The sequence below is a fragment of the Micromonospora sp. NPDC006431 genome, assembly GCF_042870725.1.
In the GTDB taxonomy this organism is placed as follows: Bacteria; Actinomycetota; Actinomycetes; order Mycobacteriales; family Micromonosporaceae; genus Micromonospora.
The window spans coordinates 127190-140393 of the sequence record NZ_JBIAHQ010000001.1 but is presented as its reverse complement, the minus strand read 5'-3'; the positions used below and the strand labels follow the sequence as shown (position 1 = coordinate 140393).

The 13204-nt window shown below is 71.3% G+C and carries 11 protein-coding genes; 5 read left to right on the top strand and 6 right to left on the bottom strand.

What is annotated here, in order from left to right:
- Positions 1-102 precede the first annotated feature (102 nt).
- On the top strand, positions 103-1563 hold the full coding sequence (locus ACFYM6_RS00675) for a CCA tRNA nucleotidyltransferase (protein WP_387270937.1): 1461 nt from the start codon (positions 103-105) through the stop codon (positions 1561-1563).
- 108 nt (positions 1564-1671) lie between these two features.
- Here ACFYM6_RS00675 and ACFYM6_RS00670 read toward each other — a convergent pair whose 3' ends face one another.
- The 4 genes from ACFYM6_RS00670 to ACFYM6_RS00655 are packed head-to-tail and all read right to left on the bottom strand — an operon-like array spanning position 1672 to position 5382.
- Positions 1672-3177, bottom strand: a complete 1506-nt coding sequence (locus tag ACFYM6_RS00670) for a flotillin family protein (protein ID WP_387270935.1) — start codon at positions 3175-3177, stop codon at positions 1672-1674.
- Between the two features lie 28 nt (positions 3178-3205).
- Positions 3206-3727 (bottom strand): hypothetical protein, encoded by a 522-nt coding sequence (locus ACFYM6_RS00665; protein ID WP_387271819.1) that lies wholly within the window; start codon positions 3725-3727, stop codon positions 3206-3208.
- A gap of 39 nt (positions 3728-3766) precedes the next feature.
- Positions 3767-4864, bottom strand: a complete 1098-nt coding sequence (locus ACFYM6_RS00660; protein ID WP_387270933.1) for a hypothetical protein — start codon at positions 4862-4864, stop codon at positions 3767-3769.
- Positions 4861-5382, bottom strand: a complete 522-nt coding sequence (locus ACFYM6_RS00655) for a SigE family RNA polymerase sigma factor (RefSeq protein WP_073836983.1) — start codon at positions 5380-5382, stop codon at positions 4861-4863. The genes ACFYM6_RS00660 and ACFYM6_RS00655 overlap by 4 nt, the downstream gene beginning before the upstream one ends.
- Before the next feature lie 161 nt (positions 5383-5543).
- Here ACFYM6_RS00655 and ACFYM6_RS00650 point away from each other — a divergent pair, with 161 nt between their 5' ends.
- The gene (locus ACFYM6_RS00650) at positions 5544-6023 is read left to right on the top strand and encodes a methylated-DNA--[protein]-cysteine S-methyltransferase (protein WP_387270931.1); all 480 of its coding nucleotides are present in this window, start codon (positions 5544-5546) and stop codon (positions 6021-6023) included.
- 82 nt (positions 6024-6105) lie between these two features.
- On the opposite strand, the gene ACFYM6_RS00645 is transcribed toward ACFYM6_RS00650, so the two are convergent.
- Together ACFYM6_RS00645 and ACFYM6_RS00640 are read right to left on the bottom strand one after the other, a co-directional pair.
- On the bottom strand, positions 6106-7185 hold the full coding sequence (locus ACFYM6_RS00645) for an inositol-3-phosphate synthase (RefSeq protein ID WP_357434408.1): 1080 nt from the start codon (positions 7183-7185) through the stop codon (positions 6106-6108).
- Between the two features lie 24 nt (positions 7186-7209).
- A complete protein-coding gene (locus ACFYM6_RS00640; protein WP_387270928.1) occupies positions 7210-7848 on the bottom strand; it encodes a PadR family transcriptional regulator in 639 nt (212 codons plus the stop codon).
- A gap of 174 nt (positions 7849-8022) precedes the next feature.
- On the opposite strand from ACFYM6_RS00640, the gene ACFYM6_RS00635 reads away from it, so the two are divergent.
- The 3 genes from ACFYM6_RS00635 to ACFYM6_RS00625 all read left to right on the top strand — a co-directional run bounded on the left by ACFYM6_RS00635 (position 8023) and on the right by ACFYM6_RS00625 (position 13180).
- Positions 8023-8487, top strand: coding sequence for a DUF5318 domain-containing protein (locus tag ACFYM6_RS00635; RefSeq protein ID WP_387270926.1), 465 nt, complete (start codon positions 8023-8025; stop codon positions 8485-8487).
- A gap of 194 nt (positions 8488-8681) precedes the next feature.
- The gene (locus ACFYM6_RS00630) at positions 8682-11519 is read left to right on the top strand and encodes a transglycosylase domain-containing protein (protein ID WP_387270924.1); all 2838 of its coding nucleotides are present in this window, start codon (positions 8682-8684) and stop codon (positions 11517-11519) included.
- Between the two features lie 119 nt (positions 11520-11638).
- A complete protein-coding gene (locus ACFYM6_RS00625) occupies positions 11639-13180 on the top strand; it encodes a glycosyltransferase family 87 protein (protein WP_387270922.1) in 1542 nt (513 codons plus the stop codon).
- The last annotated feature ends 24 nt before the right edge of the window (positions 13181-13204 follow it).

Genomic DNA, 13204 nt, shown 5'->3' with positions numbered 1-13204 from the left:
CCGGACCACCGGGCCCGCACGCCCATGACCTTAGTCAACCTCGACCGCTTACCCACGCCCGGCGCAGTACCCTCCGGTCCGGACCGATAGGCTGGCGATCCCATGTCCGAAGCCTCCGCCTCCCACGCCGCCGACCGCCGCGAGCTGACCGCCGCGCAGCGTAACGCCGTCGCCGAACTGCTCCGCGTCTCGCCGGTCGCCGACGAACTCGGCCGGCGGTTCGCCAGGGCCGGTCACGAACTGCACCTGGTGGGCGGATCGGTCCGGGACGCGCTGCTCGGTCGCCTCGGCGAGGATCTCGACTTCTGCACCGACGCCCACCCGGACCAGACGCTCGACATCGTCCGGGGCTGGGCGGAGTCGATCTGGGAGACCGGGCGGGAGTTCGGCACGATCGGCTGCCAGCGCGCCGGGCTCCGTCTGGAGATCACCACCTTCCGGGCGGAGGCGTACGACCAGGTCAGCCGCAACCCGATCGTCGAGTACGGCACCAGCCTGGTCGACGACCTCAAGCGCCGGGACTTCACCATCAACGCGATGGCGGTCAGCGTCCCCGACCACCGGTTCACCGACCCGTACGGCGGGTTGGCCGACCTGGCCGCCAAGATCATCCGTACCCCGGGCACGCCCCGGGAGTCGTTCGGCGACGACCCGCTGCGGATGCTGCGCGCGGCCCGGTTCGCCGCCCAGCTCCGCTTCGCGGTCCACCCGGACGTCCGCGAGGCGATGACCCGGATGGCCGCCGACCTGGACCGGATCACCGCCGAGCGGATCCGGGACGAGTTCACCAAGCTGCTCTGCGGCGCGGACCCGATCACCGGGCTGCGGCTGCTGGTCGACACCGGGCTGGCCGACCGGTTCATCCCCGAGCTCTCCAGCCTGAAGCTGGAGATCGACGAGCACGCCCAGCACAAGGACGTCTACGAGCACACCCTCACCGTGGTCAGCAACGCGATGGCGCTGGAGTCGGACGGCTGCGATTTCGTGCTCCGGATGGCCGCGCTGATGCACGACGCCGGCAAGCCGGCCACCAAGGCGGTCGGCCCGGACGGCCGGGTCAGCTTCCACCACCACGAGGTGGTCGGCGCCCGGCTGACCAAGGCCCGGATGAAGGCCCTGCGCTACCCCAAGGACGTCACCGCCCAGGTGGTCAAGCTGGTCGCGCTGCACCTGCGGTTCTACGGGTACGGCCGGGGCGAGTGGACCGACTCGGCGGTGCGCCGGTACGTCACCGACGCTGGCGACCTGCTGCCCCGGCTGCACAAGCTGACCCGCTCGGACGTCACCACCCGCAACCGGCGCAAGGCGGCCCAGCTCGCGGCCGACTACGACGCGCTGGAGGAGCGGATCGCCCGGATCGCCTCCGAGGAGGACCTGGCCCGGGTCCGGCCCGACCTGGACGGCAACGCGATCATGGAACTGCTCGGCGTGCCCCCGGGACCGCTCGTCGGGAAGGCTTGGCAGCACCTCAAGGAGCTGCGCCTGGAGCACGGCCCGCTGGACCGCGAGGCGGCCGAGGCGGAGCTGCTGCGGTGGGCCCGGGAGCAGGGCGTCCTCGACTGACGATCACGACGGCGCCCGCCGGAGTCCCCTGAGCAGGGGTGGTTCCGGCGGGCGCCGTCGTTGCTCCGGTGCGACGGCCGGGCCCGTCGCGGGCCCGGCCGCCACCGGTCAGTGCTCGACCGCGCTGCTGTCCACCGCGGTCCGGCCGTTGGCCTGCGTACCGCCCAGCTTGGCGAGCAGCCCGGCGAGGTCGATGCCGGTGAGGTCGCTGCCGAGTTGGAGGCCCTGGGCCACGTTGCCGGCCACCGACTTGGTCAGCGAGGAGGCGCCGTCGGTGGAGATCACCGTCATCTTGTCGATCGCGCCGATCGGCGCGCTGGCCGCCTCGACCACCTGCGGCAGCACCTTGACCAGCAGGTCGAGCACGGCCGCTTCGCCGTACGCGGCGAACGCCTCGGCCTTGCGACCCATCGCCTCCGCCTCCGCCTGCCCCTTCGCCAGGATGGCCGTGGCCTCGGCCTGGCCCTCGCGCTCGATCGCCTCGGCGATCGCGGTACGCCGCCGCTGCTCGGCCTCACCCTCCTTGGCGCCCTCGATCGCGTTCGCCTCGGCCAGCGCGGCCCGGCGGGCCCGCTCGCCCTCACCGGTGAGCCGGGCCTGCTCGGCGGCGGCCTGGGCGGCGGCGATGGTGGCCTGCCGTTCGGCGTCCGCCCGCAGCACCGCCGCGTTGCGGGCCGCCTCGGCCTCCTGCTCGACCTTGTAACGGGCCGCGTCGGCCGGCTTGCGTACCTCGGTGTCGAGCTGGCGCTGCTTCAGCTCGGCGTTCCGCTCGGCGACCTTCTGCTGCTCGGAGAGGATCGCCTGGTCCCGCTCGGCCTGGGCGAGCGGCCCGGCCGCCGCCGACTTCGCCTTGGCGGCGTCGATCTCGGCCTGGATGGCGGCCTGCTTGAGCGACAGGTTCCGGTTCGCCTCGGCGATCGCCTCCTCGGCGAGCAGCCGCTCCTGCTCGGCCTGCTGCCGGGCCCGGGCCTCGGCGATGGCGGCGTCCTTGAGGACCCGGGCCGCCTCCGGCCGACCCAGGTCCTGCAGGTACGACCCCTCGGCCAGGATGTCCTGGAGCTGGAAGGTGTCCAGCACCAGGCCCTGGTTGGTCATCGAGTGCTCCGCCTCCTCGGCCACCGCGCTGGCGAACGCCGCCCGGTCCCGGATGACCTCCTCGACGGTGAGCCGGCCGACGATCGAGCGCAGCGCACCGGCCAGCACCTCGCGGGTGAAGTTGTCGATCTCGTCCTGCTGGTGCAGGAACCGCTGGGCGGCGGCCCGGATCGCGTCCTCGGTGCCGCCGACCTTGACGATGGCGACGCCGTGCAGGTCGGCCCGGATGCCCTGCTTGCTCACCGCGCCCCGGATGCCGACGTCGATCCGGCGGCTGGACAGGTCGAGGGACTGGAGCTTCTGCACCACGGGCAGGACGAACACCGACGCGCCGAGCACGACCTTCTGCCCGGACATGTCGGTGGAGCGTCCGCCGTCGGCGGTCTGGGTGGTCCGGCCCTTGCGGCCGGTGACGATGAACGCCTCGTTCGGTCCGGCCACTTTGATCCGGGAGAGCACGAAGAGGATGAGGATGACGGCGAGGAGGACCGCGCCGCCGATGGCGACGAGCAGGAGCATGTGACTTCCCGTCTCTGCGATGGGGGGATCAGTAGGTCTCGACGTGCACGCTGGTCTCGGTCAGCGCCGCGACCACGAAGATCCGGGCGCCGATCGGGATCGGCTGGTCGGCGCGGGCGTTGAGCTTGACCGGTTGGCCGGCGAGGCGTACCCGGACCTCGCCGTAGCCGCCGGCGGGGACCGGGGTCACCACCAGGCCGATCGCGCCGACCAGGTGGTCCCGGGTTGGCGTGGGATCCGTGCGCATGTTGCGGGCCGCTCGGCTGAGCCGGGCCGCCAGCCACCCGGTGGGCACCGCGGCGAACACGCCGCCGGCCACCGCCGCCGCGATCATCCCGGGGGTACGCCCGCCGAGCAGTTCGTTGACGATGGCGGCGCCGAAGCCGAAGGCGCCGGTGAACCCGGCGACCGCCTCCAGCGACACCGGACCGTCGACGTCCGGATGGCCGAAGGTGAACAGCTCGGTACCGAGCAGGGCGAGCGCCAGCACGCCGACCCCGACCCCACCGATGATCAGGAAGATGAGCGTTCCCGTGGCCACGACCTGCACGGTATCGATGTCGCGCAAGGTCGACGGCTGTCCGAACGCTCAGCGCGGAGCAACGGTCAGCTCAAGATCGACCAGCTGTTTCGGCAGTGGCTGACGGACCAGCTCCCGACCGGTGGGGTCGGCGAGCACGAAATCCCCCGACCCGTTCGGCCTGCGATAGAGCAGCCGGTCGGCGGAGACCCAGGCCACGTTGGCAGCGGGCAGCGGATTCACCACCCGCCCGGTCGCCGTCTCGACCAGCAGCGGCTCCGTTTGCCCCAGGACGACCACGAGCTTCCCATCCGGTGACCAGGCATCCGGACCGGCCGGGTCACCGGGCACCGGGACCAGGCGGGTCGGGCGGCCGTCGTCGGCGGAGAAGAGCTGCACCCCCCGGCGCAGGTCCCGGACCGACTCGTCGTGTCCGTCGCCCCCGGTCTGCGGGAGCACCACCTCTCGGCCGTCCCGGGTCCAGGTGAAGTTGCAGAGGTCGGAGCAGGGGTAGCCGCGGCCTATTGGAAACGTGTGCTTCGTGCCGTCCGTCTTCACCACGATGAAACCGAAGTGGTCCAGCTGCCTGGTGGTGAACAGCAGCCGCCGTCCGTCCGGCGACCACTGCAGGCCGGCAAGGGCCCGGCCCACCTCGTACCAGCGGGTCTTTCCGCTCGACAGGTCGATCAGGCCGACGTCGCGGGGGCGGGCTTCGTCGGTGACCGCGACGAGTGAGCCGGTGGGGGCCGGGTAGATGCCGTCGTAGCGGTCGGTGGTGAGGTAGCGGCCCCGTGTCCGGTCGAGCAGGAAGCCGCTGCCGGATCCACCGGCGACCTGCGCCCGGGTGACCACCCAGTCGCCGGGCAGTACCAGCGGCTTCGCGGTCCAGTTCGCCCCCGGCGCGGCCAGCATGGTCGGCGAGGGGGTGGCCGCCGGGGTCGGTGTCGGTGTCGCCGGGGGTGCGGCTGGGACGGGTCGGAGCAGCACGAAGGGCAGTGTCACGGCGACGACCGCCAGCAGGGCGGCACCGGCTGCGGTGACCCGCCGGCGGCGACGCAGCCGGCGACCCCGGCCGAGCGCGCCGGCGGCCAGGTCGGGCGCTGGCCGGACCCCGTCGGCGAGGTCGTGCACGGCCGCCCGCAGGGTCGCGTCGAGGGCCCGGCTCATCGCGTCACCTCCGCGCGGCTCGTCAGCTCGTCCAGCCCCGGCACCAACTTGCGCAGCCGGGCCAGCGCCTTGGCGGACTGGCTGGCCACCGTGCCGGCCCGGCAGCCGAGGAGCGCCGCGGTCTGCTCGACGCTGAGGTCCTCCAGATAGCGCAGGGTCAGCACGGCCCGCTGCCGGGGCGGCAGCGACCGAAGCGCCGCCCGCAGCAGCAGCCGCAGGTCGCTGTCGTCGCCGCTGTCCCCCACCGCGGCCCGCTCCGGCAGCTCCGCGACCGGGACCTCCAGGCGCCGCGAGCGGCGCCGCCAGCCGGAGATCTGGTCGTGGTAGAGGATCCGTTTCACGTACGGCTCGGCGTCGCCCCGGATCCGCGGCCAGCGTGCGTACGCCTTGGCCAGCGCGTTCTGCAGCAGGTCCTCCGCCGCGTGCTGGTTTCCGGCGAGCGCGTATGCGACGCGCAGCAGGGCGGGCCCCCGTTCGTTGACGAACGCGGTGAACTCCCCGTCGGTCACCTCTGCCACCGCCCACCTCCGTATGGAAGACGCGCGTCGCCCGCGGAATTTTGCCCGATCGATCGGAGAAGTGGTGAACCTCAGCGTCGGCGCGGCGCTGCTCGCCTGTCGCGCTGCTCGGACAGTGAGGCTGGTGGTGGCGGCCGGGCTCCGGGCGGGACAATCGGGTCATGCATTGGACCGTGCTCGACTCGCCGATCGGGGAGTTCTCCGTCGCCACCGACGGCGAGGCTGTCTGCGGGGCGCACTTCGGCCGGGTGGAGTCGGCGACCGACCGGCCCGGCGACGAGGTGGCCGCCCGCGCGCTGGCCGAGCTGCGCGCGTACTTCGCCGGTGAGCTGACCGAGTTCACCGTGCCGGTGGTCGCGCCCCGGGGGTCGGAGTTCGAGCGCGCGGTGTGGCGGGAGATGACCCTCATCCCCTACGGGGCGACGCGGACCTACGGCGAGGTGGCGAAGGCGGTCGGGGACCCGGGCGGGGCCCGGGCGGTCGGGGTGGCCTGCAACCGGAACCCGGTGCCGGTGATCGTGCCCTGCCACCGGATCGTCGGTGCCGGCGGCAAGCTGGTCGGCTTCGGCGGCGGCCTGCCGCGCAAGGTGACGCTGCTGGAGTTGGAAGCGGGCGTGGCCCTGCAACGCGCCTGGTCCTGACGTACCCCGGCAGACCGGCCGGGACGCGCGAAGGGCCGGGTCCGCAGCGGACCCGGCCCTCGACGGTGCGACGGTCAGCGCGTCAGCGCTCGACCTCGCCCTTGATGAACGCCTCGACGGCGGCGTGCGCATCGTGGTCGGCGTACTGCTTCGGCGGGGACTTCATGAAGTACGAGGAGGCGGAGAGGATCGGGCCACCGATCTTCCGGTCCAGCGCGATCTTCGCGGCCCGGACGGCGTCGATGATGACGCCGGCCGAGTTCGGCGAGTCCCACACCTCGAGCTTGAGCTCCGCGTTGAGCGGGGTGTCGCCGAAGGAGCGGCCCTCCAGGCGGATGTACGCCCACTTGCGGTCGTCGAGCCACGGCACGTGGTCCGACGGGCCGATGTGCACGTCGCTCTTGGCCATCTCGTGCGGGATCTGGGAGGTCACCGACTGGGTCTTCGAGATCTTCTTCGAGACCAGGCGGTTGCGCTCCAGCATGTTCATGAAGTCCATGTTGCCGCCGAAGTTGAGCTGGTACGTGCGCAGCAGCTCGACCCCACGGTCCTCGAAGAGCTTGGCCAGGGCGCGGTGCACGATGGTGGCGCCCACCTGGCTCTTGATGTCGTCACCGACGATCGGCAGGCCGGCGTCGGAGAACTTCTTCGCCCACTCAGGGTCGGAGGCGATGAAGACCGGCAGGGCGTTCACGAACGCGCAGCCGGCGTCGATCGCGGCCTGGGCGTAGAACTTGTCGGCCTGCTCGGAGCCCACCGGCAGGTAGGAGACGACCACGTCGACCTGCGCGTCGCGCAGCGCCTGGGCCACGTCGACCGGCTCGGCGTCCGACTCCTCGATGATCTCCCGGTAGTACTGGCCGAGACCGTCGAAGGTCGGGCCGCGCTGCACGGTCACCCCGGTCGGCGGCACGTCGCACAGCTTGATGGTGTTGTTCTCGCTGGCGACGATCGCCTCGGCGAGGTCCATGCCCACCTTCTTGGCGTCCACGTCGAACGCCGCGACGAACTTCACGTCGGAGACGTGGTAGTCGCCGAAGGTGACGTGCATGAGACCCGGGACGCGGTCGGTCGGGTCGGCGTTGCGGTAGTACTCCACGCCCTGCACGAGGGACGAGGCGCAGTTACCTACGCCGACGATGGCGACGCGGACGGAGCCCATAGCGTCTGCCTCCTTCTTCTTTCATCACGGCCGCTCTTTCCTGGACTCGCCAGGCGGGGGCGGGCTGTCGTTTTCTCGTCGGCCGCCGGCCGTCCCGGCTTCCGGGACCGTCGGGGCTCGGCCGGAGCGCTCGTTGGCGATGAGCTCCTCCAGCCAGCGGACCTCGCGCTCACAGGCCTCCAGGCCGTGACGCTGCAGCTCCAGGGTGTACGCGTCGAGCCGCTCGGCTGCCCGGCCGAGCACGTCACGAAGGCCTTCGCGACGCTCCTCGATCCTGCGACGACGACCTTCCAGGATCCGGAGCCGGGTGGCCTGGTCGGTCCGGGCGAAGAACGCGAAGTGCACGCCGAAGCCCGTGTCGTCGTACGTCTCGGGTCCAGCCTGCGCTATGAGCTGGGCGAACCGTTCCTTGCCCTCCGCGGTAATGGTGTAGACCACCCGACCACGCCGGCTGGTCAGCGCGGGAACCTCCTCGGCGGTCGCGGGTGTCTCGGCGGCCTCGGTGATCCAGCCCGCCGCCTGCAACCGGCGCAGGGTCGGGTAGAGCGAGCCGTAGCTGATCGCCGCCCGGATGGCGCCGAGCTTGGCGGCCAACTCCTTGCGCAGCTCATAGCCGTGCATCGGAGCCTCCTGCAGGAGGCCGAGGATGGCGAGCTCGAGCATGGGCCACCCCTTCTTACCCCCGGCGCGGAGTCGTAACCGCCGCGATGTATCGGACCGATACATCGCACGTTAGCGGAGACGAATGATCAGGGCAAACCCTCGTTTACGCGGTCCTGTCGTCACGGATCGTGACGGCGGTCGCCTCGCCCGGCGGGGTCGCGTACCCTTTGCCGCATGCGTACGCAGCGCCAGGTCGTCGACTACTCGCTCCGGAAGCGAGCGGTGCTGCGTGACCTCCTCGCCAACCGGATCGGCACGTACGACGTCTGCGACGCCTCGCCGTACCTGAAAAACGCTGCCCGGTTTCACGGCGAGCCCACCGATGAGCGCTGCCCGATCTGTCGCAGCGAGAACCTCATCCACGTCCACTACATTTACGGCGACGAACTCAAGCAGTCCGCCGGCCAGGCACGTAGCCGGGCCGAGTTGTCGCTGCTGGCGATGACGCTGTGTGAGTTCCAGGTTTTCGTGGTGGAGGTGTGCCCCGGCTGCGACTGGAACCATCTCGTCGAGCAGTTCCTGCTCGGCCGGGACGGGCTGGCCGGCGGTACGGAGGACGGGTCGGAGCAGGGAGCGGTGAGCGGCTCGGCCGCGCCGACCGGCTCCACCCCTCGTCGAAGGCGAGAGGCGCAACGGTGAACTTGGCTGGTCCGGTCGCATCCGGCCCGATCCCCGGGCGGGACGACCGACAGCTTTTAGGTCTGATTGGTCCGATTAGGTCGGATTTGACGGCTGCGCCCCGGCAAGCCCGGGGTGTAGCGTCTCGTGTTCCAGCTCACGGCAACCGGGTGGCGGCGCCCTCGCGCCCCACCGCGAGCGGCAGGGTGTGAGGAATGAACTACGGCGATTCCAGTTCTTCGCGTGGGCGGGCCCAGATCCCGGGCCCGGGCGGTGACCCCGACTACGGCGGTAGCCCACACGGGAACGGCTGGTCATCCGGGTCCGAAGGCGGTGCCTCGGCCCGTGCCTCGGTGACGCCCCGGGGCTCTGCGTCCGGCGGGCGCGCCTCCGTCGGCGGCGTCGCCCCGGCGCCGCGCGGCGCCTCGGCCTCGGTGGGCCAGGCCGGCGCGGGACGCGCCTCGGTGCCCGTCTCGCCGGCTCCCGGCAGCGCCTCCGGGCGGGCCGGCTCCGGCCGCGCCTCGGTGCCGGTGTCCCCCGCCGGTCCGGCGGGGCGCGCCTCGGTCGGCGCGGCCAGCGTGGGCACGGCCGGCCGGGCGAGCGTCGGCTCGGCATCCGTCGGTGGCCGGGCCACCGTGGCCCGGGCCGGTGTGCCCGGCATGGCGGGCGGCGGTCCGGGTGGGCCGGGCGGCCCGACCGGCCCCGGCCGGGGCGGTCGCGGGGGTCGCGGTGACGACCCGGGCGCGCGGGCCCGGGCGAAGAAGCGCCGGCGGATCAACCTGCTGATCGCCAGCTTCGCCGTCTTCATCATGCTCGCCGGCATCGGCGTCGTCGGCTTCACCTACTACTCGCAGAACGTGATCCTGCCCCAGGACACGCCCCCGCCGTTGTCCACCACGATCCTCTACAGCAACGGGTCGCAGATGGCCCGAGTGGGGGCGGAGAACCGCACCTTCGTCAACATCAAGGACGTCCCGGAATACGTGCAGAACGCGGTGGCCGCGGCGGAGGACCGGAACTTCTACCGGCACTCCGGGGTGGACTACAAGGGCATCGCGCGGGCCGCCTGGAACAACCTCACCGGCGGTGACAAGCAGGGCGCCTCGACCATCACCCAGCAGTACGCCCGCAACGCGTTCGACAACCTCAACCAGGACACGTACGCGCGCAAGGTGAAGGAGGCGATCCTCGCCTCGAAGCTGAACGACCGGTACTCCAAGCCGGAGATCATGCAGCACTACCTGAACGTGATCTACTTCGGCCGGGGCGCGTACGGCATCCAGGCGGCGGCGCAGACCTACTTCGGCAAGGACGTGTCGAAGCTGACCGTGGCGGAGGCGGCGGTGCTCGCGGCGTTAATCAAGCAGCCCGAGCCGAGCGCCACCCACAAGGGCTACGACCCGGCGATCAACCAGCAGGCCGCGCTGGAGCGGTGGAACTACGTGATCCAGGGCATGATCACCGAGAAGTGGCTCGACGCGCCCGGTAAGCAGCCGCACCCCACCGAGTACCCGACCAAGACGTTGAAGCCTATGCCGAAGAACACCAGCGGGCTGACCAACGTGGGCAAGACCCCGAACGGCAACATCGTCAACTACGTCAAGAGCGAGCTGCGGGATCTCAAGCTCTGCACCGACGACGAGGCCGCCGCCACCCCGGACAAGCCGCTCTGTTCCCAGGCGTTGTCGAAGGGTGGCTACCGGATCACGACGACCATCGACCCGAAGATGCAGGAGGCCGCGCTCGATGCGGCCCAGCGGGCCAAGAAGGGGTCGGAGCTCTACGGCCAGCCCACCAACCTGATGGCCGCCGTGGTGTCCATCGACCCGACGAGCGGCGAGGTGCGCGCCTACTACGGTGGTGACGACGGCACCGGCACCGACTACGCCGGCAAGAACGAAGACGGCGGCGTGATCAGCGGTGGCCATTCGCCGGGATCGAGCTTCAAGATCTACACCCTCGCGGCGGCGCTCAAGGCGGGCATCTCCCTCAAGTCGCGGTGGAAGGGCACGGCGTTCACCCCGAAGGATATGGAGTTCAAGGTCAGCAACGCCGGTGCCGACAAGGTCCAGTGCGGCGACTCCTGCACCCTCGAGGAATCGACGCTGAAGTCGCTGAACGTGCCGTTCTACTACATCACCGAGCAGATCGGCCCGGCCAAGGTCGTCGACATGGCCAAGAACGCCGGCGTCACGATGATGTGGCAGACCGACACCAACCCGGCGAAGGCGCACGACCTGACCAAGGCGGACCCGAAGGACCTGGCCCCGGATCCGTTCTTCCACGTCGTCGGCTACGGCCAGTACCCGATCACGGTGCTGGACCACGCCAACGGCGTCGCCACCTTCGCCAACCAGGGCGTCTATCACAAGGCGCACTTCATCAAGAAGGTGGAGAAGCAGGACCAGACGGGTAAGTGGCGCATCCTCCCAGGCCCCAGCAAGAAGGGCGTGCAGCGGATTCCTCAGGACGTCGTGGCCGACGTGACCTCGGTGCTGGAGCAGTACCCCGGCAAGGTGGAGCGCCGGCTCGCCGACGGCCGGAAGGCCGCCGAGAAGACCGGTACCTGGGAACTGAACTCCAAGACGACCGCGAACGGCGACGCCTGGATGATTGGCTACACGCCCCAGCTCGCCACCGCCGTCTGGGTAGGCAACGTCAAGGACCGGAAGGCGATCAAGACCAAGGGCGGGGCCAACATCAGCGGTAAGGGCATGCCCGGTGCCATCTTCCAGCGGTTCATGAACGACGCGCTCAAGGGCAAGGAGAAGAAGGACTTCCCGCCCGCCGCGCACGTCGGCAAGGACGACACCGGCAACGGCGAGGCACCGCCCCCGCCCCCGCCCCCGGCGGGCTGTGACAACCCGCTCGGCCTGTTCTGCCCGGACAACGGTGGCAACAACGGCGGTGGCAACAACGGCGGAGGCAACAACGGCGGCGGCAACCCCGGCGGCTTCCCGGGCTTCCCGCCCGGACCCGGCAACGGCGGCGGCGGTGGAGGCGGTGGAGGCGGCGGCATCCTGCCGAGCACACCTCCACGGCAGACCTACTGACCGCAGCACCCACGACGGCGGCCGGACCACTGGTCCGGCCGCCGTCGGCGTATCCGGGCACCGGAAATCTGTGGTCGCGGCGGGACGCGAGGGCCCGACGTACGGCAGGATGCCTCTCCATGAGCACCCAGTCGACGGCAGGCATCGACGACACCGGGACTGTCGACCACCCGTCCCGCTCGGATGGCTTCGTGCGGGGCACCTCGGAACTGATTGGCGGCCCGCTGGGCGACCATGCCGTCGCCCTGGACCGGCCGGCGGGCGGCGAGCGACGGTTCTGGACCGCCGCCCGGATCGTGCTGGCCCTGGTCTGCCTGACGCTGGCACTGCACTGGGTGCAGAAGTCGCCCTGCCAGGACGGCGCCTGGCAGAACAACACGCAGTACACCCGGATGTGCTACACGGATGTGCTCGCCCTGTACTACGCCGAAGGGCTCAACGAGGGCAAGGTGCCCTACGCCGACCACCCGGTGGAGTACCCGGTGCTGACCGGCTACTTCATGGGCGCGATCGGGCTGCCGGTGCACGCCCTCGGTGTGGACAACCCGAGCATCAACCAGGGGCGGTGGTTCTACAACCTCAACGCGCTGGTGCTCAGCGTCCTTGCGGTCGCCACCGTGGCGGTCATCCTCCGGCTGCGCCGACGACGACCGTGGGACGCGGCGATGTTCGCGCTCGCCCCCGCGCTGCTGCTCACCGCCACCGTCAACTGGGACCTGCTCGCCGTCGGGCTGGCCGCGTTCGGGCTGCTGGCCTGGGCGCGCACCAGACCCGGACTGGGCGGTGCCCTGCCGGGCGTCCTCGCCGGGGCGCTGATCGGGCTAGGCGGCGCGGCGAAGCTGTGGCCGCTGTTCCTCCTCGGGCCGATCCTGGCCCTCGCGATCCGCGCCGGCCGGTTCTGGGCCACCGTCACCGCCCTCCTGTCCGTCGTTACGGCCGCGGTGACGGTGGTGTTGGTGAACCTGCCGGTGGCGATTCCCTACCGGGAGAACTGGGGGCGGTTCTTCGAGCTGAACACCACCCGGCCGATCGACTGGGGCACGCTCTGGTACATCGGCCGGTACCTGGACGGCAAGGTGAGCCCGGCAGCGCCCGGTGACCTCGGACCCTTCGAGTGGCTGAACGCCCACATCGCCACCCTCAACTGGGTGTCGTACCTGCTGTTCGGCCTGGCGTGCCTCGGCGTCGCCGCGCTGGCGTGGTTCGCCCCCCGTCGGCCCCGGCTCGCCCAGCTCGCCTTCCTGATGGTCGCCGCCTTCCTGATTTTCAGCAAGGTGTGGTCGCAGCAGTTCGTGCTCTGGCTGCTCCCGCTCGCGGTGCTCGCCCGGCCCCGCTGGGGCGCGTTCCTGGCCTGGCAGGTCGCCGAGGTCTGCTACTTCGCCGCCTTCTACGGCGAGTTGCTCGGCGCGGCGACCAGCCGGCCGGTCTTCCCCGAAGGGGTCTTCGTGCTGGCCGCCAGCCTGCGCCTGATCACCGTCGCGGTGCTCTGCGGCCTGGTGATCCGCGACATCCTGCGCCCGGAGCGGGACGCGGTCCGGGCCACCTACGCCGACGACCCGGACGGCGGCGTCCTCAACGGTGCCGAAGACGCCCCCTGGTTCGTCCGGTGGCGCCACCGCCCCGCGGCCACAGACCGTCCCGCCGAGCCCGTCACCGCCTGACCGCCGGGAGCCGGCTGGGCTCCC